The following is a 26,434-nucleotide window of genomic DNA, read 5'->3' as shown; positions in this document are numbered from 1 at the left end:
CCCGGTTGGCGGTGGATGTGCCCGGATTGACCAGCGCGGGCCCATCGTTCGCGGGGTATGAGAGCTGAAGGGCGCGAGCGATGCGGGCGGCTGACGAGCGCGGGAGGGTCGAACCCCACGGGGACCTGACCCGCGCGGTGATGGCGTCGCTCCCCGGGGCGAGCGGTGACAGGGATGGCGAGCGGAGCATGAGCAAGTCCGACAAGCGCCTGCGGCCCCCGGGCGCGAAGAGCGTGGGCTGGGCCCTGGTCCAGGCCGCGCGCCTGCACCGCTCCCGCGTGGGCGACCGGCTAACCAGCCTCGACCTCTTCGCCGGACAGGAGCAGGTCGTCCAGGCGCTCGCCGCGGCCGGAACCATGACGATGGGCGACCTCGCCGCGACCCTGCGGGTGCGTCCGCCGACCGCCTCCAAGACCATTTCGCGGCTGGCGGCCCTCGGCTTCGTCGAGCGCCGCGCCGAGGCCGGCGACGGCCGCATCGTCCGCGTGCGCCTCACCGAGACGGGCCTCGCCAAGGCCGCCGCCATCGAGCGCCTGTGGGACGAGGTCGAGGCCGAGCTCCTCGACGGGTTCGACGGCAAGGAGAAGCGCCGCCTGCGCAAGCTCCTGCGCAAGGCCGCCCGCAACCTCGCGGAGGTCTCGGGCGTCACCGGCCACGAGGTCGAGGGCGATTCCGAGATGGACGAGGACGAGGCGGACGGCCTGGCCGTCCCGGGCGCGCTGTAGCGCCGGCAGCCTCCGGATCCGGCGTCCCCCGCATCGATCTCCTAGAGCGGTCCGGCCTTCGGGGCCTTCGCCTTGCGCATCATGCCGGAGCCCGCATGCACGGCCCGCCGACGCCGGAACAGGCGCTCGCCGGTCCGCTCCAGGACGAGGGCCAGGCGGGTGGCGGCCCGGTCGAACAGCCAGACCGCCGCGCAGATCACGATGGTGATCGCGCAGCCGAGGCCGATCATGAGGCCCAGGATTCCCGGAGCGGGGAGAACCATCAGGCAGACCAGCCCAAATGTGGCCAGCAACGGTATGGTCCGCGTCATGGATGGCCCTCCGCCAAAGACGTTCGGCCGCGAGGATGGACGGACATCGATAAGAATTCGTGCAGGCGACGCGACTCGCCGGCGCGGCCGCAACCGACGGTCGCCATCCGGTTCCGAACCGGGCGGTGCCGCGTCGGCCAGCGATGCTTCAACGCCGTGGCGAACCCGATCCCCACGCAGGTGTGCTCTGCCCCCCACCTGCATTAAGGCTTGCCCGTCGCGCCGTTCATACCAGGCGAAACGCCGTCGCGGATCGGGATCACGTCGTTGAGGTCACCACCAGAGGGCGGCGCGCCCACGAACCGGCGCCTGGCCGGCATCGCACTGATGTGCGGCACGCTGGCGTTCTTCGCCTGCCTCGACGCCTCGGCCAAGACCCTGGCGGGCCTGGGCGTCGATCCACTGCTCTCGACCTTCATGCGCTACGCGGTGAACGTCGCGCTGGTGCTGGTGGTCCTCAATCCGGTCCGGACGCCCGGGGTGGCGCGGACGAACCGGCTCGCGCTCCAGGTCCTGCGCTCGCTGCTGCTGTTCGGGTCGACGGCCCTCAACTTCCTGGCCCTGCGCCAGCTCCAGCTCGCCGAGACCCTGTCGATCCAGTTCGCGACGCCCCTGATGGTGGCGCTGCTCGCGGGGCCGGTGCTGGGCGAATGGTCGTCGCCGCGCCGCCTGGTGGCGGTGGCGATCGGCTTCCTCGGCGTCCTCGTCATCGTGCGTCCGGGCGTCGGCGCCTTCCAGCCCGCCGTGCTCCTGAGCATCGGCAACATGCTGTGCTACGCGTTCTACGTGCTGACCACTCGCAAGCTCGCGAGCGTCGATTCGACGGCCACGACGGTGTTCTATTCGGGACTGGCCGGACTCGCGCTGATGAGCCCGCTCCTGCCCTGGATCTGGACCACGCCGACGGCGTGGAGCACCTGGGCGCTGCTGATCGGGGTCGGGCTGTTCGGCACCCTCGGGCATTGGCTGCTGGTCCTGGCCCATGCCCGGGCGCCGGCCAACGTGCTGGCCCCCTTCATCTACACCCAGCTGCTCTGGTCGTTGATGCTGGGCTACCTGATCTTCGGCGACGTGCCGAACCGATGGACGCTGATCGGCGCGTCCATCGTGATCGGGTCCGGGCTCTATCTCCTGGCCCAGGAGTCCAAGGCCTTGGAATCCCGGGGGCGGCGCCGGCCGGACGGCGCGTGCGCCCCGCGGGATCCCGCATCGCCTCAGCGGTGACGGCGGTGATGGGAGTGGCGGCGGGACTTCATGCGGGTGCGGTAGGCGCGACGGCCCGGATCGATGCCGAGCGCCCCGTTCACGGTTCCCACCGCGCCGCCGACGGCGCCGCCGACGATGCCGCCCACCGGACCGGCGACCCGGTCGCCCTCGGCTGCGCCACGGCGGATGCCGCCCGGCAGGCCCTGCGCTTCGGCCGCGCTCGACAGGGCGAAGGCGGACAGGACGAGGCTGGCGGCGAGCAGAGCTTTTCTCATGGTCGTGTCTCCCAATGACGCCGCGTCTCGGTCACCCCTCGGATCTGGTCCCCGGCCGAAGCCGGACGGCGCCCGAACGCGTGAGGGACAACGGCCGAGCTTGAAAGAAGGTCCCCACGAAAGTTGGTCCGGCATGCCGGCGTCGGAAAGCTCGCTGGTCTCGCGCCTGTACCGCTGCTAGAAGCCGCCGAATGTGCGTTGATGGTGATCCACGCGGGCGGCGCGGCGTGCCGAGCGCCCCCCGGCCTCGAATTATGAGCCCGGCCTGCGCCTGAGGGCCGCTGCGGCGGTCCGATGCGAAGGCCGGGAGGGCGACGCCTCGCCTCCAGTCCGCCGGCCCCGGGGGCAGTTCTGCCCACCGACCGCCTCAACGCCGATCCGCGCCGAAGACCTCACAGACAGCCCATGAGCGACCAGACCTCTCCCGCTGCGGCCCCCGCCCGCGACTACTCGAAGACCCTGTTCCTGCCCCAGACCGACTTCCCGATGCGGGCCGGCCTGCCGGTGCGCGAGCCCCTGCTGCTGGAGCGCTGGGCCGCCACCGACCTCTACGGGCAGATCCGCGCGCAGGCGGCCGGCCGGCCGAAATTCGTGCTGCATGACGGCCCCCCCTACGCCAACGGCAACATCCACATCGGCACGGCGCTGAACAAGATCCTGAAGGACGTCATCGTCCGCGCGCAGGGCACCCTCGGCTACGACGCCAACTACGTGCCGGGCTGGGACTGCCACGGCCTGCCCATCGAGTGGAAGATCGAGGAGCAGTACCGCGCCAAGGGCCGCAACAAGGACGACGTGCCGGTCATCGAGTTCCGCCAGGAATGCCGGACCTTCGCCGCCCATTGGCTCGACGTGCAGCGCGGGGAGTTCAAGCGCCTCGGCGTCACCGGCGACTGGGACCACCCCTACGTCACCATGTCGTTCCCGGCCGAGGCCGCGATCGCCCGCGAGCTCATGACCTTCGCCATGACGGGCCAGCTCTATCGCGGCTCGAAGCCGGTGATGTGGTCGGTGGTGGAGAAGACCGCCCTGGCCGAGGCCGAGGTCGAGTACGAGGACCACGTCAGCGACACGATCTTCGCCGCGTTCCGGCCCATTGCGGGCGCGGGCCCGGATCTCGCCGAGGCCCGGGTGGTGATCTGGACCACGACGCCCTGGACCATGCCGGGCAACCGCGCCGTCGCCTATTCGCGCAAGGTCGCCTACGGTCTCTACCGGGTCACGGCGGCGGCCGACGACAACTGGGCGAAGGTCGGCGATCGCTACGTCCTCGCCGATGCCCTGACCGCCTCGGTCTTCGCCAGCGCCAGGGTCGAGGCCTTCGAGCGCCTGCGCGACGTCGCCCCGGACGAACTCGCCGCCCTGACCCTGAGCCATCCGCTGGCCGGCCACATGCCCGGCTACGACTTCGCCGTCCCGCTCCTCGAGGGCGAGCACGTCACCGACGAGGCGGGCACCGGCTTCGTCCACACGGCGCCGGGCCATGGCCGCGAGGATTTCGAGGTCTGGATGGCCAACGGCCGGGCGCTCGCCCAGCGCGGCATCGAGACCCGCATCCCCTACACGGTGGACGCCGACGGGGCGCTCACCGAGGAGGCCCCCGGTTTCACGGGAAAACTCGTTCTTAACCACAAGGGCGAGAAGGGCGACGCCAACAAGGCGGTCATCGCCGCCCTGCTGGAGGCCGGCACCCTGGTGGCGCGCGGCACGCTCAAGCACAGCTACCCGCATTCCTGGCGCTCGAAGAAACCGGTCATCTTCCGCAATACGCCGCAATGGTTCATCGCGATGGACAAGCCGGTCGGGTCCTTGGACGGCCGCACCCTGCGCGATGTCGCCCTGCGATCCATCGAAGAGACCCAGTGGGTACCGCCACAGGGCAAGAACCGGATCAACGGCATGGTCGGCAGCCGGCCCGACTGGGTGGTGTCACGCCAGCGCGCCTGGGGCGTCCCGATCACGGTTTTCGCCAAGCGCGGCACCCACGAGGTGCTTCGCGACGCGGCGGTGAATGCCCGCATCGCGGCGGCCTTCCAGGCGGAGGGCGCGGATGCCTGGTTCACCGATGCGGACGGCGCCCGCTTCCTCGCCCCCGACCACGATCCGGCGGACTACGAAAAGGTCACGGACGTGCTCGACGTCTGGTTCGATTCCGGCTCGACCCACGCCTTCGTGCTCGACGATCCCGAGCAGTTCCCGGGCCTGTCCGGCGTCAAGCGCAAGCGCGACGGCGGCGCCGACACGGTGATGTACCTGGAAGGATCGGACCAGCATCGCGGCTGGTTCCAGTCGTCCCTGCTCGAATCCGCCGGCACGCGCGGTCGCGCCCCCTACGACATCGTCCTGACCCACGGGTTCGTCCTCGACCCGAAGGGCCTGAAGATGTCGAAGTCGAAGGGCAACGTCGTCGCGCCGCAGAACGTCATCAAGGATTCCGGCGCCGACATCCTGCGCCTGTGGGTGGCGGCCTCCGATTACGCGGACGACCTGCGCATCGGCCCGGAGATCATCAAGACCTTCGCGGAGACCTACCGCAAGCTGCGCAACTCGGTCCGCTGGATGCTCGGGTCGCTAGCGCATTTCGAGCCCGGCACCGAGATCGCCCACGCCGAACTGCCCGAGCTCGAGCGCCTGATCCGGCACCGGCTGTCCGAGCTCGACGGTGAGATCCGCGAGGCCTACGCCGCCTTCGACACCAAGCGGGTCGTGGCGCTCCTCAACGGCTTCATGACCGGCGACCTCTCGGCCTTCTACTTCGACGTGCGCAAGGACGTGCTCTACTGCGACCCGGCCTCCTCGCCCGTGCGCCGCGCCGCCCTCCAGGTCATCGACGAGACCTTTCGCCGGGTCACGATCTGGCTCGCGCCGGTGCTGGCCTTCACGGCGGAGGAAGCCTGGCTCGACCGCTACCCGTCGGAGGCCGGCTCCGTCCACCTGCAGACGCTGCCGGAGACGCCGGCCGCCTGGCGGGACGAAGCCCTCGCGGCCCGTTGGCAGGCGATCCGCCGGGTGCGCCGGGTCGTCACCGGCGCCCTGGAGATCGAGCGGACGGCCAAGCGCATCGGGGCGAGCCTGGAGGCGGCCCCCACCGTCCATATCGCGGATGCGGAGCTGCGGACGGTGGTGGAGGGCGTCGACTTCGCCGATGTCTGCATCACCTCCGCCCTCCGCATCGCGGCGGGCGAAGGCCCGGCCGAGGCGTTCCGCCTCGACGACGTTCGGGGCGTCGCCGTGGTGCCGGCCCTGGCCGAGGGCCGCAAATGCGCCCGCTCCTGGCGGGTCGCGCCCGAGGTCGGCAGCGACCCGGACTATCCCGACGTGACGCCCCGCGACGCCCGCGCCCTGCGCGAGTGGGATGCGGCGCATGCCGGCACGAACGCCGCGTGACGCGGATGCCGCCCCTCGCCGTCCCCCATCCCGGGGGGAGGCCCCGTCTTCCCGCGTGACGTCCTCCCCGATGACCCCCTCTCCCCCATGACCCCCTTCCGCCTGGGCCTCGTCGCGCTGCTCGTCACCCTGGTCGTCGACCAGGCCTCGAAGCTCTGGCTCTATCTCGGTACCGACCTGGTGCTGACGCAGCCCTGGCGGATCGCGCCCTTCGCCGAGTTCCTCGTGGTGTGGAACCGGGGCGTCTCCTACGGGATGTTCCAGCAGGAGGGCGGCCTCGGCCGCTGGGTGCTGGTGGGCGTGTCCTGCCTCGCGGCGCTGGGCCTGTCGCTCTGGATGCGGCGGGCGGAATCGCGCCTGCTGGCGGTGGCCCTCGGGCTCGTCGCGGGCGGCGCCCTCGGCAACGCCATCGACCGCGCGGCCTACGGCGCGGTGTTCGACTTCGTGCACCTGCACTGGCGCAGCTGGTCCTGGTACGTCTTCAACATCGCCGATGCGGCCATCGTCGCCGGCGTCGTCGGCCTCATCCTCGACAGCCTGCGGCCGGCCCCCCGGAGCACCGGGTCCGAGCTCTGAGGCTCCGCCGTCATTTCCGCCCGACCTGTGATCCGTAAACCACAGCCGGGATCGTTGTGCCGGCGAGGCTGGTGCACTGCGGTCAAGGCGCCATACGATCGCCTGAAACCGGGATCAGGCCGAGAAGGTCGGATCAGGATCGTGGCACAAGGCGATCATCCGGGCTCGGGGAACCGGGACCCACAACCGGGCGGAGAGCGGGGATAGCATGATCGGACATCGGGCTTTGCTGGTGGTGGCGGGCATTCTGACCGCCGGGAGCGCGCAGGCGCAGCAGGGCGTGTTCATGCGCGACACGCTCAGCAGCATCGGCCTGATCGAGCCCGAGAAGCCCGCGATCACCTACCGCGAGCGGGCCCCCCTGGTGATGCCGCCCAAGCTCGACGGCAAGTCCCTGCCGCCGCCGCGCCAGCCGGAAGCCTCGGCCCAGTGGCCGAAGGATCCCGAGGTCGTCCAGCGCGAGCGCGAGCGCGAGGAGGCCCGGAAGCCGATCGTCCGCGGCGCCCAGGGCCGGATGAACGACAACAACATGACGCTCTCCATCGACGAGATGCGCGGCGGACGCCGTGCGGGCGCCCAGGCGCGCACCGAGCCGGGCCGGCCCGAGGGCGAGAACGACGATCGCAACTCCTTCTGGTCGAACCCCTTCGGCCTGCGCTCCGCCGAGGTCGCGGAGCCTTCGCAGGTCGAGCCGGACCGCGACGTCCTCACCGATCCGCCCACCGGCTACCGCAAGCCGCCCCGCAAGGTCGCCAAGACCAACGGCGACCCCGTGAACAACCCGTATCGCGAGCGTGAGGAGTCCGATCCGGGCGCCTACGTGCGCGCGCGCTCCGCGAACTGAACCCCGGGTCCGGCCCGGTGCCGCAGGCGCGGCGGGTCACCGCACGAGGACCCGTTTCCTGCCCCTCCGACGCACCCCCGTGGCGCGGAGTCGGCGCAACGCCAACATGACGGATGGCCCTCGCAAGCGGCCGACCGCGGAAGGAAGAGCTTCGATGCACCTGTTCAGGAAGGACATGCCCCTCTTCGGACCCTCGCGCGGCCATGCCAGCGCGGGCCGGGCCGAAGCCGCGCCCTTCGGGCGCTCCGAGGCGGGCGGCCCCGAGGTCAGTGCCTTCGCCCTCGACAACGGCCTCGACGTCGTGGTCGTGCCCGATCACCGCGCCCCGGTCGTCACCCACATGGTGTGGTACCGCAACGGCTCGGCCGATGATCCGCTCGGCCAGTCGGGCATCGCCCACTTCCTCGAGCACCTGATGTTCAAGGGCACGGAGCGGCACCCGATCGGCGCCTTCTCGAAGGCCGTCTCGGGCCTCGGCGGCCAGGAGAACGCCTTCACCTCCTACGACTACACCGCCTATTTCCAGCGCGTCGCCCGCGATCACCTCCAGACCATGATGGAGTTCGAGGCCGACCGCATGACCGGCCTCGTCCTCGACGACGCCGTGGTGGCGCCCGAGCGCGACGTGGTGCTGGAAGAGCGCCGCATGCGGGTCGAGACCGACCCCTCGGCACAGCTCTCCGAGGCGATGGCCGCCTCCCTGTTCGTGCATCACCCCTACGGCACGCCGATCATTGGCTGGATGCACGAGATCGAGGAGCTGAACCGCACCCACGCCCTCGACTACTACAAGCGCTTCTACACGCCGGAGAACGCCATCCTGGTGGTGGCGGGCGACGTGACCCCGGACGACGTCCGCCGCATGGCCGACGACACCTACGGCCGCGTCACCCCGCAGGGCGCCCGGCCCGTGCGCATCCGCGCCAAGGAGCCGGAGCCCCGGGCGCTCCGCCGCCTCGCCGTGGCCGACCCCAAGGTCGAGCAGCCGACCCTGCAGCGGCTCTACCTCGCTCCCTCCTGCATCACCGCGCGGGACGGCGAGTGCCACGCCCTCGAACTGCTGGCCGAAGTCATGGGCGGCGGCTCCACCTCCTACCTCTACCGCAAGCTGGTGATGGAGCTTGGTGTCGCCGTGAATGCCGGCGCCTGGTACATGGGCTCGGCCATCGACGACACCCGCTTCTCCGTCTACGCGATCCCCGCCGAGGGCGTCAGTCTGGAGAAGCTGGAGGAGGAGGTCGACCGCGTCCTGCGCCGCGTCCCCTCCGAGGCCCTGGAGCCCGAGGCGATCGAGCGGGCCAAGACCCGCCTCGTGGCCGAGACGGTCTATTCCTCCGACAGCCAGTCTTCCCTCGCCCGCATCTACGGCTCGGCGCTGGCCATCGGCGAGAGCATCGAGGAGGTCCGTCGCTGGCCCTCCGACATCGAGGGGGTGACGAAGGCGCGGCTCGTGGCCGTGGCCGAGCGCTACCTGACCCCCTCCCGCTCCGTCACCGGCTACCTGACCAAGGCCCGCGAGGCCGACGCGGCCTGACGGCCGATCCCGGCCCCCGGCCGGGCCACACCATTCGGGAGGCCGCGGCGCCCGCCGCCGCGCCCCGCACACAGCATGAGGTTCCCATGAACGTGGCCACCACCGACCTGCTCGACTCCGCCACCCGCTCCGCGACCTCGCCGACCCAGGCGGTTCCTGTCGCGGCGGCCCCCGGAATCGAGGCGTGGCACGTCGAATCCCCGGTGGTGCCGCTGATCGCCCTCGCCTTCACCTTCGAGGGCGGCGCGGCGCAGGATCCCGAGGGCAAGGCCGGCGTGGCCCAGATGCTCGCCCGCCTCCTCGACGAGGGGGCCGGCGACCTTTCCTCCGACGCGTTCCAGGAGCGCCTCGCGGCCCGGGCCATCGAGCTCTCCTTCCATGCCGGCTCCGACGCGCTGGGCGGCTCCCTCAAGATGCTGGTCAAGCACGCCGACGAGGCGATCGACCTCCTGGCCCTGGCCCTGGCCAAGCCCCGCCTCGATCCCGACGCCATCGAGCGGGTCCGGGCCCAGACCCTGGCCGGCCTGCGCTATCAGCAGAACGATCCGGGCGTGATGGCCTCGCGCCGCTTCTTCGCCGAGGCCTATGCCGGGCATCCCTATGCCCGTCCGTCCTCCGGCACGCCCGAGAGCATCGCGGCGATCACCCGCGACGATCTCGTGACGATGCATCGCCAGATCATCGGCCGCGGGGCCGTCAAGGTCGCCGCGGTGGGCGCCATCGACGCCGCGCGCCTGGCGGAGAGCCTTGACCGGGCGTTCGGCCGGCTCGAGATGGCTGCCCCTCTCAAGGCGGTGCCCCAGACCCGCATGCAGAACATCGGCGCGCGCCACGTAGTCGATCTCGACGTGCCGCAATCCGTGATCCGCTTCGGCATGAACGGCGTGCCGTGGTGCGATCCCGACTTCATCCCGGCCTATGTCCTGAATCACATCCTGGGCGGCGGCTCCTTCACCTCCCGCCTGTTCCAGGAGGTGCGCGAGAAGCGCGGCCTCGCCTATTCGGTGGGCACGTCCCTCGTCAGCCACCGCGCCGCCTCGATGACCTGGGGCTACACCGCCACCAAGAACGAGCGCGTCGGTGAGGCCCTGTCGGTGATCGGCGAGGAGATCGGCCGCCTCATCACGGACGGCCCCTCGGACGAGGAGCTGCAGAAGGCCAAGGACTACCTGACCGGCTCCTACGCGCTGGGCTTCGACACCTCGACCAAGATCGCGCACCAGCTCGTGCAGATTGCCTTCGAGGGCCTGGGCATGGACTACATCGCCCGTCGCAACGATCTCGTGGCCAACGTGACCCAGGCCGACATCCGCCGCGCCGGGGCCCGTACCTTCGCGGACGGGAAGATGCTGGTGGTCGCCGCCGGCCGTCCCACGGACTTCTGACGGATCACGAACGTTCGGGGCGTCCGGGTTTCCGGGGCCCGTGGACGAACCGCCGCGCCCGGCTGCGGTCGCTAGGGACTGTACGCGGGCACGGCGGTTGCTAGTTTCGGCCAAGGCGGCGACGATGCTGCACCGCTGGTTTTCAAGCTCGGGACAGTCCGGATGACATCACGCCTCGCCTCCCTGCCGGCCCGCCTCGCCCTTGTGACGGCGATGGGCCTCGCCGCGACGCCGGCCCTGGCCCATCCCGGCCACGAGCCCGCCGCCGGCTTGACGCAGGGCTTCCTCCATCCCCTCAGCGGCCTCGACCACGTCCTCGCCATGGTGGCGGTGGGTCTGATCGCGGCCCGCATCGGCGGACGCGCCCGCGTCCTCGTCCCCCTGTCCTTCCTCGGCATGATGGCCGTCGGCGGCGCCCTCGGGGTCGCCAGCATCGGGCTGCCCTTCGTCGAGATCGGGATCGCCCTCTCGGTGGTGGTGCTCGGCGCCGCCCTGGCCCTGCGCCCGGCCCTGCCGCTCGCCGCCGCCATGGCCCTCGTGGGCGCCTTCGCGGTGTTCCATGGCCATGCCCACGGCGCCGAGATGCCGGAGACCGGCTCGGGCCTCGCCTACGGTCTCGGCTTCCTCGGGGCGACCGCCCTCTTGCACGCGGTGGGCCTCGGTCTCGGCCTCTCGGCCGGACGGCTCGTGCAGAGTCTCACCGCCCTGCGGGTGACCGGTGCGGCCCTCGCGGTTGCGGGCCTCGGCCTTCTCGCCGGCGCCGTCTGAGCGCCCTCTCCGACGTCGTCGAACGGCCCCCTCCCGGGGGCCGTTTCGTTTTCGGGTCGGTCGCCCCATCCGACAGGTCAGCCCGCCGCTCAGGGATCCGCCGATGCAACTCACTGGAATCCACCATCTCACCGCCATCACCGCGCAGGCGGCCGACAATCTCGCCTTCTACACACGGGTCCTCGGCCTCCGATTGGTGAAGAAGACGGTGAACCAGGACGACGTCTCGGCCTATCACCTGTTCTATGCCGACGGCCGCGCCTCGCCCGGCACCGACATCACGTTCTTCGACTGGCCTGCGCCGCCGGAGCGACGCGGCACCGACAGCATCAGCCGCACCGGCCTGCGCGTCTCCGGCGCAGACGCGATCGGGTGGTGGCGCGAGCATCTCGCCCGGCAGGGCGTGAACCACGCCGTGCCGGTGGAGCGCGACGGGCGCCTGACCCTCGATTTCGAGGATGGCGAGGGCCAGCGCCTGATGCTGGTGGATGACGGCGGCGTCGGCGAGGCCCATCCCTGGGCGCGGAGTCCCGTGCCAGGCGAGCACCAGATTCGCGGCCTCGGGCCGATCCGGCTCAGCGTGGCGCAGATCGAGCGGACCGAGGCCGTGCTCACCGAGATCCTCGGCCTGAATCACGACCGTAACTATGAGCTTCCCGAGGGCGAGGTCCGCGTCTATCGCATGGGCGCGGGTGGCCCCGCCGCCGAACTCCATCTCGTGGCCGAGCCGAACCTCCCCTCTGCGCGTCAGGGCGCCGGGGCCGTCCACCACGTCGCCTTCCGCATCCCGGACACCGACTACGCCGCCTGGGCCGACCGGCTCAAACAGCGCCGCATGCCCTCCAGTGGCCCGGTGGACCGCTACTATTTCCGCAGCCTGTACTTCCGCGAACCCAACGGAATCCTGTTCGAGATCGCCACCGACGGGCCGGGCTTCGCCACCGACGAGCCCATGGAGACCCTGGGCGAGCGCCTCGCCCTGCCGCCCTTCCTCGAACCCCGCCGCGTCGAGATCGAGGCCGGCCTGAAGCCGCTCTGACGCGCCGCGGCAGAATTAAGAACGATTCCAAGCCACTGTGCCGACGTGCGACTGCGTAAGCGCGCCGCCTTGACGGGCCTACCGCAGGTGCGAGAAGACGCCACGCAAAGCTTCGAGATTCGAGCGAAATTCGAGACGGACCGTCGATGAGCAAGTTCAACGAGGAGCGTGTGCTGAGCGTCCACCACTGGACCGACACGCTGTTCTCCTTCCGCACCACCCGCGATCCCGCTTTCCGCTTTCGCAACGGCGAGTTCGTGATGATGGGCCTCGAGGTCGAGGGCCGGCCGCTCCTGCGCGCCTACAGCGTCGTCTCGGCCAATTACGAGGAGGAGCTGGAATTCTTCTCGATCAAGGTCCCGAACGGCCCGCTCACCTCGAAGCTGCAGCACCTCAAGGTCGGCGACCCGATCATCGTCGGCAAGAAGCCCACCGGCACCCTGGTGCTCGACAATTTGATGCCGGGCAAGAACCTCTACCTCCTCGGCACCGGCACGGGCCTTGCGCCCTTCATGTCGATCATCAAGGACCCGGAGACCTACGAGCGTTTCGAGAAGGTCGTCCTCGTCCATGGCTGCCGGCAGGTGCAGGAGCTCGCCTACGGCGAGACCATCACCCAGGACCTGCCGAACCACGAGTTCCTCGGCGAGGTGATCAGCGCCGGGCTGATCTACTACCCGACCGTGACCCGCGAGCCTTTCCGCAACCGTGGCCGCATCACCGACCTGATGACCTCGGGCAAGCTGTTCGAGGATATCGGCCTGCCGCCGATGTCGGTGGAGAACGACCGCTTCATGCTCTGCGGCTCGCCCGACATGATCCGGGACACTCGCCAGCTGCTGACCGATGGCGGCTACGAGGAGGGCAACCACGGCGAGGCCGGGCACTACGTCATCGAGAAGGCCTTCGTCGAGAAGTGAGCGGCACGCGCGCCGTCTTCATCGCCGGCGCCGGGACAGAGATCGGCAAGACCTACGTCACCGCCGCCCTGACGCGGCGGCTGCGCGCCCTGGGCCGCGACGTGCGGACCCTCAAGCCCCTGGCGAGCGGGGTCCCGCCCCTCGATGCCGCGGACTTCGCGCGGAGCGACACCGGGCGGCTTCTCGCGGCGCAGGGCCTGGCCGTGACGCCGGAGACGGTCGCCGCCTGCTCGCCCTGGCGCTTCGTCGCCCCCCTGAGCCCCGATCTCGCCGCCGCCCGCGAGGGCCGGACCCTGGCCCTCGACGACCTCGTCGGCTGGTGCCGGGCCGCGATCGCCGCGACGCCGCCCGGCGGCACCCTGCTGATCGAGGGGGTCGGCGGCGTCATGAGCCCGGTGACGGGGGAGGCGACCGGCCTCGACTGGCTCACGGCGCTCCGACTGCCGGCGCTCCTCGTCTCCGGCTCCTATCTCGGGGCGATCAGCCATGCCCTTACGGCGGCCGAGACCCTGCACGCGCACGGCGTCCCCCTGATCGGGATCGTCGTCTGCGCCAGCCCGGACGCGCCGACTCCGCCCGAGGTCGTGGCGGCGGCGATCGCCCGGCACCAGTCCCTCCCGGTGATCGTCATCGCCCGCGACGGGGACTGCCCGGTTGACCTCGCCGATCTGGTGCGCCCGGTCTCCGCCGCCTGAACGCCCGTCCCGCGCACCGGGGGCGCCTCACAGCACCCGAAGCGCGAGCGCGCCGGCCGGGCAGAGCCGCAGCACGTGCGGGCGCTCCAGCAGCACGTCCCAGATCCGCGCCTCCGCGTAGCGCAGCAGCACCGCGCCCCCGGGGCCCGGCCCGTGGAAGCACTGTTCCAGGGCGAGGACCAGGGTGGGGCGGGGCGGATGGGGGCGCAGGGTGGTATCGACCGCGAGGGTGAGCGCGTCGGCGGCCGAGCCCGGGAAGGCGTCGAAGCTCTGGACCAGGCCGTCGATCTCGCTTCCGTCGAGGGTCAGCACGAGGCAGAGCCGGGGCAGGAAGCTGGGGCAGGCCGAGACCGGCACGTCACGCCGCAGGGTCAGGGCGAAGCGGGGCGAGGCTTGGGCCGGATAGGTCCAGCGATGGGCCTCGCGGACCCCCTGGAAGGGCACCCATTCCTCCGGCTGCGAGGCGGACGGGGCGGTGACGCGGCCCTCCGCCCGCCCGTCCTGGCGGTAATGCACCAGGGGGTTGACCCCGGCCAGCCCGACATCGGGGTAGCGGGCCACGTACATCAGGGTGCTGAAGGCGGGATTCGGGTCGAGGCCGGCCTTCGCCCCCGCCCGCAGGTAGTGCCGCACCGGGTCGAGGCGCGTCGGGCCGCTCTGGCGCTTGTAGAAAGCGGTGTCGAAATCGGCGCTGGGATCGCGGTCCTGAGCGGCGCCGCGCCAGACGTAGTGCAGGAATGGGTCGATGCCGGAGCGGGCCACGTCCGGGTTGGTCGCCCGGTAATAGGCCGCATCGAACAGGCGGGGCACGCGGCCGAGGATCACCCGGCGGATCAGGGGCGTGGCGAGGCGGACGGCGTGGAACGTCGGGCTGCGTGTCATGGGAAGGTCGGCGCCTCGCACACCTGGCGCAGGACGGCGCGGTAGGCCGCGGGGTCCTCGTCGCGGCCGACCTGGGCGAGGCCGGCGCACTGCACCTGCGTCCACGCCGCCGCGTCCGCGTGGAGATGCGCCAGCGTCTCGGCGAAGCCCCGGGGATCGTGCCAGTCGTGGACCTGGTATCCGATGCCGTCGGGCCAGCCCATCTGCCCGGCCAGGACGGGGGTGACGACGCTCGGCAGGCCGCGCGCTACGGTCTCCAGCACCTTGTGCGGAAGGCCGGCGGCGAAGCGCGCCGGCGCGAGGGCGACGCGGGCGGCATCCAGGGCCGGGCCGATCTCGTCGAGGCGGCCGAGCACGGTGACGCCGGGCCGGGTCAGCCGCTCGGCGATGGAGGGCGCGACCGCACCGATGATGGTGACGTGGGCGTCCGGCAGGAGCGCCCGCAGGAAGTCCCAGGCCTGCCCGAAGAACCAGTCGAGCGAATCGATGTTCGGCTCCCCCTCGCGGGCGAGGGACCCGATGAAGACGAAACCCCGGCGGGCGGCGAATCCGGGCGGGTTCGGATGGGGCGCCTGGACGTGGCCGAGGACCACCGGATCGGCGACCCCGGCCCGGCGCAGAAGGCGCGCGTCGGCCGGGGAGACGCAGACCACCCGGTCGGCCGCCGCGATCGTCCGGAGCTCCAGGGCGGTCGCCCGGGCAAGGGACGGCCCCGGCGACGGCCGGCCTTTGAGGGCGTCGACGACGAACTCGCGCAGGGCGTAGAGGGATTCGGAATCGAACACCACGCGGGCGCGGCCCACATCCCGCGGGCTCAGGCCCAGATCCGCCAGGACCTCGCACACCATGCGGATGTGCGGCGGCCGGCTGACCCAGAGCACGTCGTAGGCACCGGCCCGCTCGGTGACGAGGCGGCGGAAGCCCTCCCGCCCGCAGGGCTCGATGACTTCGATCCGGTCCGAGAGATCCCGATAGGTCGTCGCCGGCTCCTCGCGCTCGCCGTAGACCGAGCACACCGTCACGGCGTAGCCGAGATCCGCCATCGCGTTGACGATGGTGTTGGCCCGCGGCAGCCCGGCCCCGAGATTCTGATGGGGGGCGCGGTCGTCGACGTAGAGGACGCGCAGGGCGAAGGGCGCGTCGTCGCGGGGCCCGAAGCCCGTGCGCCGCGGCCCCTGCCCGAAGAGCCAGGCACCGTGCCGCTCGCGGAAGCGGACCCGGTTGCGGTCGAGGAGCGCCTCGACGTCGGCGCGCCGGACGCTGGTGCCGCTCTCCACGTGGATCGCGATCGCACGCGGCTGGTAGACGACCCGCCGCCCCGCCTGCTGGCAGCGGGCGCAGAGGTCGGTGTCCTCGAAATAGGCCGGTGCGAACAGGTCGTCGAAGCCGCCGAGCTCGGTGAACAGCCGGGCCTCGATCATCAGCAGGGCTCCGGAGACGTAGCCCGCGTCGCGGACGTAGGAGGCCTCCGGCGCGAAGGGATCGAGGCCGCCGCGGCCGGCCGGATGGGTGAGCTGCGGGTCGTCCTGGAAGCCGGCCCCGGCCTCCTGCAGGATACCCCCGGGGAAGACCAGCCGCCCGCCGACGATGCCGACGTCGTCGGCCTCCGCGAAGGTGCGGACCATGGCCGCCAGGGCGCCGGGCATCAGGTCGATGTCGGGATTCAGGAACAGCACGTAGCGGCCGCGGGCCTCGGCGGCCCCCTGGTTGCAGGCGGGGCCGAAGCCGGCGTTCTCCGAATTGAGCAGGATCCGGGCGCCGTCGACCCGGTCGAAGAGCGTCCGGGTCTCGGCATCGGAGGCGTTGTCGACCAGGATCACCTCGAAGGCGGGGCCGGCGAAGGCCTGGTGCCCGGCGAGCTTCGCCAGGGTCCAGGCCAGCAGGTGCCGGGCCCCGCGCGAGACGATCACGACCGAGATCACGGGCGCGGCTTCCGGCCGGAACGCGATGCGGATGTCGTTGAGAAACAACGCATTCCAGATCAGGGCGGCCTCGACCAGGGCCGCCTTTCGGCCCGCCGGAGCGTCGAGGATGTCGGGGGCCGCCATCATGGAAGGGGCTCCGGGCTCGGGACGGGGTCGGGCAGGACCGTGATGCGGCCGATGAGGTCGTCGTGCAGGAACAGGATCGTGGAGGCCTCCGGGCCTGCTCCCAGCCCCGCGAAGGTCACGGCCGCCGGCGCGCCCGGGAGGTCCGCGCGGGCGCTGGTATACGCGCTGATATACGCACTGGAATACATCGGAATCCGGCTGGTATTCAGAGGGGTGACACGTCCGAGCGTGATCTCGCGCGTCGGCGTGCCGATCCGGAAGGCGGCGTGGGGATGCGTGCCGAATGCGAGGTGACGCGGCAGCGTCAGGGCCAGGGTCGTCCCGTCTCCGGCGGTGCCGACGCGGACCGCCTGGGCTTCCCAGTCCGCCGCGACATCCGCCAGCTGCACCGCGAGGTCCGCCCGGAGGGGAGGGGGCAGGCGCCGGTCGCGGACCCATTCCGGCGAGAGGGCGAGCCGGAGCCCGGCCAAACCGGCGTCCGGTGATCCGGCCTCGTCCTGTCTGCGCTCGGTCTTGCCCTCCTCCGCCCTGGCGAACCAGCGCCGGCGGGCGGGGGTGTAGGGATCGGCGCCGGGCGGGGCGACGCGCTCGGTGGCGACCAGGAGGCCGCGTTCGGGATCGTCGCGCAGGTCGGACCGAAGGGAGGTCTCGCGGTTGAGACGTCCGCCCTCGAGGAACGTGACCACCCGATCGGAATCGTTCGCGGTGGCGGGGGCGACCGATGCGGCAGCCTCAGATGGTTTCCCATCGGAAACAGAGAGCATTGCCAGCAAAGCAGTTTCGGCCTGCTCGGCGCGGGCGTTGTAGCCGGCAAAGAGATCCGCGCAGGCGCGGGTGAGGGCGGCGAGGCCTGCCGCGTCGTCGGCTAGCGCGAGCACCTCGGCCTTCACCGCCTCGGCGGTGGGCAGGCGGTGGGCCGGCGCCACGGGGTCGAAGCCCTCGAAGCCGAGGGCGGTGCCGATGACGGGCTTGCCGAAGGACAGGGCCTCGGCGACCTTCATCTTCAGGCCGCTGCCCATGAGGATCGGCGCCACCACGAGGTCGACGCCGTCGTAGAAGTCCTCCAGCTCGGGCAGGTAGCCAGCGAGCCGCACGCCGGGCCCTGCGGTCGGGCCGAGGCTGTTGCTGATCTCGCCCGCGATGACGAGTTCGGGACGGGCCGGGGTCCAGTCCTCGCTCCAGGCCGCGGCGAAGCGCCGGATCGAGACCAGGTTCGGATCGTTGCCGTGGCCGAGGAAGCCGATCCGCTTGACCCGGGCCGGGGCCGCGAAGGGCCGGCGGGTGGCAAAGCGCGGCGGCAGCAGGTGAACCCGGCGATCGGTGATCGTCCGGAAATAGGCCGCTTCCTCGGACTGGATCGCCAGCACGATGTCGGCCCGGGCGAGGCCCGCCGCCTCGCCCGCCCGGTCGGTGTAGAAGAAGTTCGGCTCGGCCCGGAACGGACGGTATTGCTGCTGCCGGTCGGCGAAGCGGTCGTGGGTGTCGATGAGCCTGAGCACGCCCGGCGGCGCCGCCTCCAGCGCCCGCGACAGGAACACGTAGTTCATCAGGATCGCACGGGTCTCAGGGTAGGCCCGTCCGTACCAGGCGACGAAGGCGCCGACCGCCTCGGGGCACCAGTCGTCGATGGCGAAGCACCGCGACCGGGTGGTGAGCGGGATGGTCGCCGGCGGCTCGATCCGGAAGATGTGCCGGAACAGGCCCGCCGCCGCGGCCTCGTCGGTGGGCGGGTGCTGCCCGAAGCGGCGATAGATCTGGTCCTCGTGGGCGTAATAGGCGAGGTCGACCGCGTAGCCGCCGCGCTGCAGGGCGGCGCAGGTGGTGAGCAGCCGGCGCCGGTTGCCGGCGCTGGTCGGAAACGCTGGCATCGGCGCCACCACGAGGATCGCGGGGCCGCTCATCGTCCGGCCTCGCGGCGGAGGCGGGCGGGCGTGACGGTGCCGGGGCCGAGGAGGAACGCGGTCTCGACGGTCGCCCCGCGGGGGTTGCCCCAGGCCGGCGCCAGGGTGAGGTCGATCGCGGGGGCCGGGCCGAAGCGGAGCTCGGCCGTCGCCACCCGGGCGCAGCTCCAGGTGCTGCCGGCCCGCAGCAGCAGGTAGTTCGGCACCGTGGAGCCCGAGAGCGTGGCCCGGCGCGCATCGTCGCCCGCGAGGGCGAGGCGGGGCGCCGTCTCGGGCATCGGACCCTCCGCGACGGCGGGGGCCAGCAGCGGAAACAGCGTCGCCAGGGCATCGAGGGTGTCCGGCATCACGGCCGCCAGCACCGCCTCCCCGAGGGCGGCGCGCTCGGGCCGTTCCAGCTCCGCCACGGGCCGGGGTTTCGGACAGGCGATCGCCGCATCGCGAAAATGCGTCTCCAGGGTCAGGGTGCCGCCCTCCGTCAGGGCCGCCTGCCCGTCATGCAGGACGAGGAGCCCGGCGGGATCGGGCTCGGGGCCGCCGAAGCCGGTGAAGGCCCAGGTGAGCAGGCCGAGACCGGCCGGCGCCAGGACCGCGAGGGGGATCGGCAGGTCGGTGGCGACCGGGTAGCGGCAGACGAGCACGCCCTGGCCCGCCGCGAACAGGCGAGCCGCGCTGGGACTGGGAGGGGCAGGGGTGGCGGTCATGCGGCCTGGGGATTCGAGCGGAGCGTGCGTCCGCGGATTTCGAACGGTCGACGGTCACCCGATCCTCCCCGCCCGGCCAGGGCTCGCCGGCCGGCCAGGGGCGTGGGCTGCGCGGGTCCCCACGCCGGTCGGGAGAGGGACAGGGGGAGGTGGGTGCGCAGTCCGGAAAGGGCACACACCTCACCCCAACCCGCTCCTTCCCGGCGAGGGAGCCGCCTCGCGTCTCGCCCCGGTCGTCGATGGCTCGGCGTCACGCGCGTCCCCACGAGGATCGACCCGAGCTCCGGGGTGCGAGGCCGCGCGCCACGGGCGACGACGGGGCCGCTCAGCCGGCCCGCTGCCCGCCGAAGGCCGCCAGGATGCGGGCCCAGGAGCGGGTGCCCTTGTGGAAGCTGGTCAGGTCGTACTTCTCGTTGGGCGAGTGGATGCGGTCGTCGTCGAGGCCGAAGCCGATCAGCAGCGTGTTGCGGTCGAGGAGGCGCTTGAAGTCGCCCACGATCGGGATCGAGCCGCCGGCGCCGATGGTCACGGCGGGCACGCCCCATTCCTCGGCCAGGGCCGCGCGGGCGGTCTCGAGTTCGGGCATGTCGAAGGGCAGGCTGATGGCGCGGCTGCCCTTGTAGCAGATCACCTCCACCGAGCAGTCGGCCGGGATGCGTTCGCGCACGAAGGCCTCGAAGGTGCGGGCGAGCTGCTCCGGGTCCTGGTCGTCGACGAGGCGGAACGAGACCTTGGCGCTGGCCTGGCCGGCGATCACGGTCTTGGTGCCCTCGCCGGTATAGCCGCCGATGATGCCGTTGACGTCGCAGGCCGGGCGGGACTGGACCAGCTCGATCAGCATGCGGCCGCGCTCGCCGGCCGGCTCCGACAGGCCGATGGGCCCGAGGAACGTGTCCGCCGTGAAGTCGAGGCCGCGCCACTGGTCGAGCACCGCCTGCGGCGTCTCGCGCACGCCCTCGTAGAAGCCCGGCAGCGCCACCTTTCCGTCGGCGTCGTGCAGGTCGGCGATGATCCTGGACAAGACGTGGATCGGGTTGCGCGCGGCGCCGCCGAAGAAGCCCGAATGCAGGTCGCGGTCGGCGCAGGTCACCTTGACCTCGAAATAGGCCAGCCCGCGCAGGGAGGTGGTGATGGCCGGGGTGGTCGGATTCCACATGCTGGTGTCGCAGACGAGCACGATGTCGGCGCCGAGCTTGTCGCGGTTGGCCGCGACCCATTCGGGCAACCCTTGAGAGCCGTTCTCCTCGGCGCCCTCGACCAGGATGGTGACGCCGCAGGGGAGCTCGCCCGCCATCGCCAGATGGGCCCGGCAGGCCTCCACGAAGGTCATCACCTGGCCCTTGTCGTCCGAGGCGCCGCGCCCGACGATCGTCCGCTTCCCGGCGGCGTCGGTGGCGAGGCGCGGCTCGAAGGGGGGCGTCTCCCAGAGGGTCAGGGGGTCCACCGGCTGCACGTCGTAATGCCCGTAGAACAGCACGTGCGGGAAGCCGGGCTTCGGCTTATGGGCCAGCACCACCGGGTGCAGGGCGGTCTCGTGGATGCCGGTCTCGAAGCCCAGGGCCGTCAGGGTGCCGGCGAGCCAGGTCGCGGCCTCGCGGCACTGGGGGGCGAAGGCCGGATCGGTGGAGATCGAGGGGATGCGCAGGAAGGCGAAGAGCCGCTCCAGGGCGCTGTCGAGGTCGCGGTCGATGTCGTTGAGAACGGGGGCGAGCGCGATCATCGGGCGTCCTTGAGCGAAGGCGGGCGGCGGCTCCCGGGTTAGCCCATGGCGCCTGGGCCAAGCAACCTCGACCGAGCAACCTCGACCGAGCGACGGCCCCCGCCATCGGACGGCAGACGTCTTCGGCTGAAACCGACCGGCGCAGTGGTGCTCTCGTCAAACGTGAACCCGGCGCAAGGATCCCCGGCGGGAACACCAGCTTTTTGGAACTGTTATCGAGTGGACCGGGACGGGGCGGATGTTTTTTCCCCGCCGCCGCCCCTGCGAGTTTCCTCGAACACCAGCGGCGTCGCGCCTTACGCGCCGCGCAAGCCACGGATACCGCCATGCTCATCGAAAGCGGCTCCTCCCATGCTGCGAACACCATCGGCATCACCCTGACAATCAACGGCGAGAGCCGGACGCTTCAGGTCGCCCCCTGGACCACCCTCCTCGACCTCCTGCGCGAGGACCTCGACCTCACCGGCACCAAGAAGGGCTGCGACCACGGCCAGTGCGGCGCCTGCACGGTGCTGGTGAACGGCACGCGCATCAATTCCTGCCTGACGCTGGCGGTGATGAAGGACGGGGCCAGCATCACCACGGTCGAGGGCCTGGCCGGCGCCGAGGGCCTGCACCCGCTCCAGGCGGCCTTCGTCGAGCACGATGCCTTCCAGTGCGGCTACTGCACGCCCGGCCAGCTCTGCTCGGCCGTGGGCATGCTCTCCGAGGGGCACGCCCAGTCGCGGGACGAGATCCGGGAGGCGATGAGCGGCAACATCTGCCGCTGCGGCGCCTACACCAACATCGTCGACGCCATCGAGGACGTGATGCACGCGGGAGCCGCGAAATGAACCGCTTCGATTACGTCCGCCCGACCACCGTCGACGAGGCGGTGCGCGCCATCGCCTCCGGCGCCCAGGCCCGCTTCATCGCCGGCGGGACCAACCTCGTCGACCTGATGAAGTACAATGTCGAGCGGCCCGAGCGCCTCGTCGACATCACCCGGCTGCCCCTCGACCGGATCGAGGAGCGCGACGGGGGCCTCAGCCTCGGCGCCCTGGTGACGAACGCGACCGTGGCCTACGACGACCGGGTCAAGGCGCGCTATCCGCTGCTGTCGAGCGCGATCCTGGCCGGCGCCTCGGGTCAGCTGCGCAACGCCGCCACCACCGGCGGCAACCTCCTGCAGCGCACCCGCTGCTATTATTTCTACGACGACGCCACGCCCTGCAACAAGCGCGAGCCCGGCACCGGCTGCGCCGCCATCGGCGGGGTCAACCGCATCCACGCCATCTTCGGGACGAGCCCGTCCTGCATCGCCACCCACCCCTCCGACATGTGCGTGGCCCTCGCCGCCCTGGAGGCCAAGGTCCGGGTCGCCGGCCCGGGGGGCGAGCGCACGATCCCCTTCGCCGACTTCCACCGCCTGCCGGGCGACACGCCCGAGCGGGACACCACCCTCGCGGCCGACGAGATCGTGCTCTCGGTCGACCTGCCCGACGAGGAATTCGGGGCCCACCACACCTACCTGAAGCTGCGCGACCGGCTCTCCTACGCCTTCGCCCTCGTCTCGGTGGCGGCGGTGATCAAGCTCGACGGCGACACCATCCAGACCGCGCGCTTCGCCCTGGGCGGCGTCGCGCACAAGCCCTGGCGCGACGCGCAGGCGGAAGCCTTCCTGGTCGGCAAGCCGGCCACCCACGAGACCTTCGCCGCCGCCGCCAATATCGTGGTCGCCGCGGCGCACCCCCAATCCGAGAACGGCTTCAAGATCGAACTCGCGCGGCGCGCCCTCATCCGCGGCCTGACCCAGGCCGCCGCCGGCACGCCCCAGTCTCAGTCCGACAAGCGCATCGCCTGAAGGAACCCCCATGGCCCACAGCATCAGCACCTCCGGCACCGACACCTATGTCGGCACCGCGCAGAGCCGCGTCGACGGCCCGGCCAAGGTCACCGGCCAGGCGAAATACGCCGGCGAGTTCGCCGCCCCCGACCTGACCCACGGCTACGTGGTGTCGAGCGGCATCGCCCGCGGCCGGATCCTGTCCATCGACACGGCGGCCGCCGAGGCGGTGCCAGGGGTCCTCAAGGTCTTCACCCACGAGAACCGGCCGCGCACCGCCTGGCTCGACTACAATTACCAGGATCAGGTCGCGCCTCCCGGCTCGCCCTTCCGGCCGCTCTACGACGACAAGGTCCATTACAGCGGCCAGCCCGTGGCCCTGGTGGTGGCGGAGGATTTCGGCACGGCGCGCTACGCCGCCTCGCTGGTGAAGCTCGCCTACGAGGCCGATGCGCCGACCACCGACCTGCGGACCCTGGAGGACGCGGCCTACGTGCCGCCCAAGAAGCGCTCCGGCATCAAGCCGCCGCCGGCGCCCTGGGGCGATGCGGACGGCGCCTACAAGGCCGCCCCGGTCCAGCTCACTAACCACTACCACATGGCCGTGGAGCACCATAACCCGATGGAGCCCCACGCCTCGACCGTGGTCTGGGAGGGCGACGGCAAGCTCACGGTCTACGACAAGATCCAGGGCGTCTCGAACAGCCTGGGCTACATCACCGGCGTGTTCGGGATGAAGAAGGACGACGTCCACGTCCTCAATCCCTATCTCGGCGGCGGCTTCGGCTCGGGCCTGCGCCCGCAATACCAGCTCTTCCTCGCCGTCATGGCGGCGCGGGAGCTGGAGCGCTCGGTGCGGGTGACCCTGACCCGCGACCAGATGTTCACCTTCGGCTACCGGCCCGACGTGCGCCAGACCATCGCCCTCGGGGCCGAGGCCGACGGCGCGCTGACCTCCCTCCGGCACGAGGCGATCTCCGGCACCTCCGGCTTCGAGGATTACCAGGAGGTCGTCGTGAACTGGTCGGGCATCCTCTACGACTGCCCGAACGTCGCCCTCGACTACCGGCTCGCCAAGATCGACACCTACACCCCCTCCGACATGCGGGCACCCGGCGCCGTGACGGGCGTGTTCGCCCTCGAGATCGCGATGGACGAGCTCGCCCACGAGACGGGGCAGGACCCGATCGACCTGCGCCTGCGGAACTACGCCGAGAAGGACCGCACCCAGGACAAGCCGTTCAGCTCGAAATCCCTGCGGGCCGCCTACGCGGAGGGAGCCGAGCGTTTCGGCTGGTCGGCCCGCAACCCCGAGCCGCGCTCCATGAAGGACGGGCGCGAGCTCGTCGGCTGGGGCATGGCCACCGGCATCTGGGAGTCGATGATGCAGCAGTCGAGCGCCCAGGCCACGCTGACGGCCGACGGCAAGCTCGTGGTCGGCAACCAGACCGGCGACATCGGCACGGGCACCTACACGATCCTGACCCAGATCGCCGCCGATGCGCTGGGTTTGCGGATGACGGACGTGACGACGAAGCTCGGCGACTCGAAGCTCGCCGACGCGCCGATCGCCGGCGGCTCCTGGACGGCGGCCTCCTCCGGCACGGCGGTGATGAAGGCCTGTCGCGAGATCGCCGCCCAGGTCTTCACCCTGGCCCGCGGCCTCGACGATTCGCCCCTGGCCAACGTCGACTTCGATCGCGCGGTGTTCAAGGACGGGCGCATCTCGGTGGCGGGCGATCCGTCCCGCAGCATCGCCATCACGGAGGTGATGGCGAAGGCGGGGATGGACCAGATCGAGGCCACCGGCTCGGCCGGCCCGGATTCCAACCATTCCCAGGAATTCGCCGGCTACACGCACTCGGCCATCTTCGCCGAGGTGAAGGTCGACGAGGATCTCGGCGTGGTGCGCGTCACCCGGATCGTCTCGGCGATCGCGGCGGGCAAGATCCTGAACACCAAGACCGCCCGCAGCCAGATCCTCGGCGGCGTGGTCATGGGCATCGGTTCGGCGCTGGAGGAGGAATCCATGCTCGACCACACCATCGGCCGTTTCATGAACCACAACCTCGGCGAGTACCACGTGCCGGTACATGCCGACATCCACGAGATCGACGTGATCTTCGTGGACGAGGAGGACAAGGCCAACCCGATGGGCGTGAAGGGCCTGGGCGAGATCGGCATCGTCGGCACGGCGGCGGCGGTGGCCAACGCGGTGTTCCACGCCACCGGCAAGCGCATCCGCGAGCTGCCGATCACCATCGACAAGATCATCGGCTGATCCTGCGCCGCGGGTCCTGACGTCTTGAGAGCCGCGCACCCCGGGTGCGCGGCTCTTTTCTCAGCGCGTGGCGCGGCCGAACAGGCGCTCGGCGAAGGTCGGGCCGGCATCGCCGCGTCCGGCGACCACGACGAGGCGGCGGACCTCGCCGCGCAGGAAGGCCTGGAGGAAGCGGTTGTAGTCCCTGAACGAGACGCAGCCGTTCGAGGCGCCGCTGGGGCCCAGCATGTAGGTGTGGGCCAGGATGCCGTCGCGGCCGTGGATCGCCGCGCTGCCGCCCACCGGGTTGAGGCGGATCGCCCGCACGCCGTGGAACAGCGCCTCGCGCTCGGTAAGGTCGTAGGTGCCCGGCGGGGTCGAGCCGCGCATCCGGCGGTGGACATGGCGCGGGTTGTCCATGCTCTCGCCGAGGCCGGAATGGGCCTCGAGCCGCTCGCCGCTCGGCAGGGTCACGGTGCGGGCGGTGATGTCGTAGACGGCCGTGCCGGCGCCGACCACCGGGCTGCTCTCGATCACCCGGCGCGGACCGGGATCGACGCTCGGGTCTACCGCCGCGTAGGCCAGGGTGGTCCGCGGCGCCGCCTCGGGCTCCGGCGCGGAGCGCGTCCCGAACACCGTGTCGAAGAACGAGCGCTCGGCCGCGGCCTCGGCGCTGGCACGGGCGACCTGGGTCCGGCGGGTGGCCAGCGCGCGCAGGGCGGGGGCCGAGCGGAGCGCCAGGCGGGCCGGCTCGGCCTGGGCCACCAGGCCGGCCGGGCGGGGCACCGGCAGCGGGATGGTCTGGGGCAGCGCCTGCGCGGTCCGGGCCGGGCTGGCGGCCGGGGCGGGCGCGGGGCGCGGCGCCGCCATCGCCAGCGTCGTCCGGGCCGCACCCGCGGGGGGCACCAGGGCGGCGCTGAGCGGGGCCGCCTGGGCCAGACCCCGGGCTGCGGGGCCGAGGGCCGGCGTCGGATCGAGCATCCAGGCAGAGGCGCTCGGCGTCGATGCGGTCGCCAACACCGGCCGTCCCGGACCGGCCGGGACGGGCGCGTCCGGCGCGGTCAGGTGCGGGAAGGCGGCGCAGAGGAGCGCCACGGCGGAGGTCCGCAGGAGCATCGGCCCGTGGGGCCGGCGACGACGGCGGAGGCGGCGGCCGGACGGGTACACAGCGTCGTTCATGCGGGCGAACTCGGATACGCAGTTCCCGAACTGGCACAGCCCCATCTCTGCAGACCTCAAGAAAAGGTTAAGCGAAGAGGAGGGTCGTGAAAGGTGCCTGTTAGGAAAACATCAACCTTAACTAGCCCTATTCAGCCGCAACTTGGTTAATCGCAGATAAACCGCGACGCATTGTGTGGAGAAATCTTCCGCCTCGCTGTTCGGCACCCTGCCGGGAACCTCCGTCCCCGCTCTTCGGCGAGCGGGC

22 protein-coding genes are annotated in these 26,434 nt (G+C 71.5%); 14 read left to right on the top strand and 8 right to left on the bottom strand.

The window, feature by feature from the left end:
* The first annotated feature begins 80 nt into the window (after positions 1-80).
* On the top strand, positions 81-725 hold the full coding sequence (locus ASF41_RS10770; protein WP_407067273.1) for a MarR family winged helix-turn-helix transcriptional regulator: 645 nt from the start codon (positions 81-83) through the stop codon (positions 723-725).
* Positions 726-766: 41 nt separating this feature from the next.
* Here the strand turns inward: ASF41_RS10770 and ASF41_RS10765 are convergent, their stop codons facing one another.
* Positions 767-1,036 (bottom strand): hypothetical protein, encoded by a 270-nt coding sequence (locus tag ASF41_RS10765; protein ID WP_056218327.1) that lies wholly within the window; start codon positions 1,034-1,036, stop codon positions 767-769.
* Positions 1,037-1,363: 327 nt separating this feature from the next.
* On the opposite strand from ASF41_RS10765, the gene ASF41_RS10760 reads away from it, so the two are divergent.
* Entirely contained in the window at positions 1,364-2,260 is an 897-nt protein-coding gene (locus ASF41_RS10760) for a DMT family transporter (RefSeq protein ID WP_082504271.1), read from the top strand.
* Here the strand turns inward: ASF41_RS10760 and ASF41_RS10755 are convergent.
* Entirely contained in the window at positions 2,251-2,517 is a 267-nt protein-coding gene (locus ASF41_RS10755) for a hypothetical protein (RefSeq protein WP_056493109.1), read from the bottom strand. The genes ASF41_RS10760 and ASF41_RS10755 overlap by 10 nt on opposite strands.
* A 405-nt stretch (positions 2,518-2,922) precedes the next feature.
* Here ASF41_RS10755 and ileS point away from each other — a divergent pair, with 405 nt between their 5' ends.
* From ileS to bioD, 9 genes are all read left to right on the top strand, one after another.
* A complete protein-coding gene (gene ileS, locus ASF41_RS10750; protein ID WP_056493106.1) occupies positions 2,923-5,904 on the top strand; it encodes an isoleucine--tRNA ligase in 2,982 nt (993 codons plus the stop codon).
* An 87-nt stretch (positions 5,905-5,991) separates the two neighbouring features.
* Positions 5,992-6,480, top strand: coding sequence for a signal peptidase II (lspA, locus tag ASF41_RS10745; RefSeq protein WP_056218313.1), 489 nt, complete (start codon positions 5,992-5,994; stop codon positions 6,478-6,480).
* Between the two features lie 208 nt (positions 6,481-6,688).
* On the top strand, positions 6,689-7,324 hold the full coding sequence (locus ASF41_RS10740; protein ID WP_056218309.1) for a hypothetical protein: 636 nt from the start codon (positions 6,689-6,691) through the stop codon (positions 7,322-7,324).
* Between the two features lie 154 nt (positions 7,325-7,478).
* Positions 7,479-8,858: a pitrilysin family protein gene (locus ASF41_RS10735; RefSeq protein ID WP_056493103.1), complete on the top strand. Its 1,380-nt coding sequence runs from the start codon at positions 7,479-7,481 to the stop codon at positions 8,856-8,858.
* An 86-nt stretch (positions 8,859-8,944) separates the two neighbouring features.
* Positions 8,945-10,243 carry a pitrilysin family protein gene (locus ASF41_RS10730; RefSeq protein WP_056276504.1) on the top strand — a complete coding sequence of 433 codons (1,299 nt, stop codon included), beginning with the start codon at positions 8,945-8,947 and terminating at the stop codon, positions 10,241-10,243.
* A 162-nt stretch (positions 10,244-10,405) separates the two neighbouring features.
* Complete coding sequence (locus ASF41_RS10725; RefSeq protein WP_056493101.1) at positions 10,406-11,011, top strand: HupE/UreJ family protein; 606 nt, start codon at positions 10,406-10,408, stop codon at positions 11,009-11,011.
* 103 nt (positions 11,012-11,114) lie between these two features.
* Positions 11,115-12,050: a ring-cleaving dioxygenase gene (locus tag ASF41_RS10720; RefSeq protein ID WP_056381758.1), complete on the top strand. Its 936-nt coding sequence runs from the start codon at positions 11,115-11,117 to the stop codon at positions 12,048-12,050.
* 146 nt (positions 12,051-12,196) lie between these two features.
* Entirely contained in the window at positions 12,197-12,970 is a 774-nt protein-coding gene (locus tag ASF41_RS10715) for a ferredoxin--NADP reductase (protein ID WP_056176712.1), read from the top strand.
* Positions 12,967-13,665: a dethiobiotin synthase gene (gene bioD / locus ASF41_RS10710; protein ID WP_056493099.1), complete on the top strand. Its 699-nt coding sequence runs from the start codon at positions 12,967-12,969 to the stop codon at positions 13,663-13,665. Before ASF41_RS10715 ends, bioD begins: the two co-directional genes overlap by 4 nt.
* A 27-nt stretch (positions 13,666-13,692) precedes the next feature.
* Here the strand turns inward: bioD and ASF41_RS10705 are convergent, their stop codons facing one another.
* The 5 genes from ASF41_RS10705 to ASF41_RS10685 all read right to left on the bottom strand — a co-directional run bounded on the left by ASF41_RS10705 (position 13,693) and on the right by ASF41_RS10685 (position 20,923).
* Positions 13,693-14,547: a hypothetical protein gene (locus ASF41_RS10705; protein ID WP_056276515.1), complete on the bottom strand. Its 855-nt coding sequence runs from the start codon at positions 14,545-14,547 to the stop codon at positions 13,693-13,695.
* The gene (locus ASF41_RS10700) at positions 14,544-16,598 is read right to left on the bottom strand and encodes a glycosyltransferase (protein WP_056493097.1); all 2,055 of its coding nucleotides are present in this window, start codon (positions 16,596-16,598) and stop codon (positions 14,544-14,546) included. The genes ASF41_RS10705 and ASF41_RS10700 overlap by 4 nt, the downstream gene beginning before the upstream one ends.
* Positions 16,595-18,499 (bottom strand): glycosyltransferase, encoded by a 1,905-nt coding sequence (locus tag ASF41_RS10695; RefSeq protein WP_056493095.1) that lies wholly within the window; start codon positions 18,497-18,499, stop codon positions 16,595-16,597. Before ASF41_RS10695 ends, ASF41_RS10700 begins: the two co-directional genes overlap by 4 nt.
* Entirely contained in the window at positions 18,496-19,203 is a 708-nt protein-coding gene (locus ASF41_RS10690; RefSeq protein ID WP_056218286.1) for a hypothetical protein, read from the bottom strand. Before ASF41_RS10690 ends, ASF41_RS10695 begins: the two co-directional genes overlap by 4 nt.
* A gap of 325 nt (positions 19,204-19,528) precedes the next feature.
* The gene (locus ASF41_RS10685) at positions 19,529-20,923 is read right to left on the bottom strand and encodes a M20/M25/M40 family metallo-hydrolase (protein WP_056276526.1); all 1,395 of its coding nucleotides are present in this window, start codon (positions 20,921-20,923) and stop codon (positions 19,529-19,531) included.
* Positions 20,924-21,249: 326 nt separating this feature from the next.
* Here ASF41_RS10685 and ASF41_RS10680 point away from each other — a divergent pair, with 326 nt between their 5' ends.
* From ASF41_RS10680 to ASF41_RS10670, 3 genes are read left to right on the top strand one after another with little or no spacing between them, the layout of a single operon-like run.
* Positions 21,250-21,756 (top strand): (2Fe-2S)-binding protein, encoded by a 507-nt coding sequence (locus ASF41_RS10680; RefSeq protein ID WP_056218281.1) that lies wholly within the window; start codon positions 21,250-21,252, stop codon positions 21,754-21,756.
* Entirely contained in the window at positions 21,753-22,766 is a 1,014-nt protein-coding gene (locus ASF41_RS10675; protein WP_056493093.1) for a xanthine dehydrogenase family protein subunit M, read from the top strand. Before ASF41_RS10680 ends, ASF41_RS10675 begins: the two co-directional genes overlap by 4 nt.
* Positions 22,767-22,776: 10 nt before the next feature.
* Positions 22,777-25,029, top strand: a complete 2,253-nt coding sequence (locus ASF41_RS10670; protein WP_056276529.1) for a xanthine dehydrogenase family protein molybdopterin-binding subunit — start codon at positions 22,777-22,779, stop codon at positions 25,027-25,029.
* A 60-nt stretch (positions 25,030-25,089) separates the two neighbouring features.
* Here the strand turns inward: ASF41_RS10670 and ASF41_RS10665 are convergent, their stop codons facing one another.
* Entirely contained in the window at positions 25,090-26,187 is a 1,098-nt protein-coding gene (locus ASF41_RS10665; protein WP_056493134.1) for a DUF2778 domain-containing protein, read from the bottom strand.
* Between the last annotated feature and the right edge of the window lie 247 nt (positions 26,188-26,434).

It is taken from the genome of Methylobacterium sp. Leaf111 (genome assembly GCF_001423285.1).
GTDB lineage: Bacteria > Pseudomonadota > Alphaproteobacteria > Rhizobiales > Beijerinckiaceae > Methylobacterium.
The sequence above is the reverse complement of the archived record's forward strand: the minus strand, read 5'-3'. Positions and strand labels throughout refer to the sequence as shown.

Coding starts and splice junctions, on each gene's coding strand:
- ASF41_RS10720 (WP_056381758.1), top strand. CDS start 11,115: ATGCAACTCACTGGAATCCACCATCTCACCGCCATCACCGCGCAGGCG.
- ASF41_RS10755 (WP_056493109.1), bottom strand. CDS start 2,517: ATGAGAAAAGCTCTGCTCGCCGCCAGCCTCGTCCTGTCCGCCTTCGCC.
- ASF41_RS10735 (WP_056493103.1), top strand. CDS start 7,479: ATGCACCTGTTCAGGAAGGACATGCCCCTCTTCGGACCCTCGCGCGGC.
- ASF41_RS10765 (WP_056218327.1), bottom strand. CDS start 1,036: ATGACGCGGACCATACCGTTGCTGGCCACATTTGGGCTGGTCTGCCTG.
- ASF41_RS10730 (WP_056276504.1), top strand. CDS start 8,945: ATGAACGTGGCCACCACCGACCTGCTCGACTCCGCCACCCGCTCCGCG.
- ASF41_RS10685 (WP_056276526.1), bottom strand. CDS start 20,923: ATGATCGCGCTCGCCCCCGTTCTCAACGACATCGACCGCGACCTCGAC.
- ASF41_RS10715 (WP_056176712.1), top strand. CDS start 12,197: ATGAGCAAGTTCAACGAGGAGCGTGTGCTGAGCGTCCACCACTGGACC.
- ASF41_RS10740 (WP_056218309.1), top strand. CDS start 6,689: ATGATCGGACATCGGGCTTTGCTGGTGGTGGCGGGCATTCTGACCGCC.
- lspA (WP_056218313.1), top strand. CDS start 5,992: ATGACCCCCTTCCGCCTGGGCCTCGTCGCGCTGCTCGTCACCCTGGTC.
- ASF41_RS10700 (WP_056493097.1), bottom strand. CDS start 16,598: ATGATGGCGGCCCCCGACATCCTCGACGCTCCGGCGGGCCGAAAGGCG.
- ileS (WP_056493106.1), top strand. CDS start 2,923: ATGAGCGACCAGACCTCTCCCGCTGCGGCCCCCGCCCGCGACTACTCG.
- ASF41_RS10690 (WP_056218286.1), bottom strand. CDS start 19,203: ATGACCGCCACCCCTGCCCCTCCCAGTCCCAGCGCGGCTCGCCTGTTC.
- ASF41_RS10695 (WP_056493095.1), bottom strand. CDS start 18,499: ATGAGCGGCCCCGCGATCCTCGTGGTGGCGCCGATGCCAGCGTTTCCG.
- ASF41_RS10725 (WP_056493101.1), top strand. CDS start 10,406: ATGACATCACGCCTCGCCTCCCTGCCGGCCCGCCTCGCCCTTGTGACG.
- ASF41_RS10760 (WP_082504271.1), top strand. CDS start 1,364: ATGTGCGGCACGCTGGCGTTCTTCGCCTGCCTCGACGCCTCGGCCAAG.
- ASF41_RS10705 (WP_056276515.1), bottom strand. CDS start 14,547: ATGACACGCAGCCCGACGTTCCACGCCGTCCGCCTCGCCACGCCCCTG.
- ASF41_RS10770 (WP_407067273.1), top strand. CDS start 81: ATGCGGGCGGCTGACGAGCGCGGGAGGGTCGAACCCCACGGGGACCTG.
- ASF41_RS10665 (WP_056493134.1), bottom strand. CDS start 26,187: ATGAACGACGCTGTGTACCCGTCCGGCCGCCGCCTCCGCCGTCGTCGC.
- ASF41_RS10670 (WP_056276529.1), top strand. CDS start 22,777: ATGGCCCACAGCATCAGCACCTCCGGCACCGACACCTATGTCGGCACC.
- ASF41_RS10680 (WP_056218281.1), top strand. CDS start 21,250: ATGCTCATCGAAAGCGGCTCCTCCCATGCTGCGAACACCATCGGCATC.
- ASF41_RS10675 (WP_056493093.1), top strand. CDS start 21,753: ATGAACCGCTTCGATTACGTCCGCCCGACCACCGTCGACGAGGCGGTG.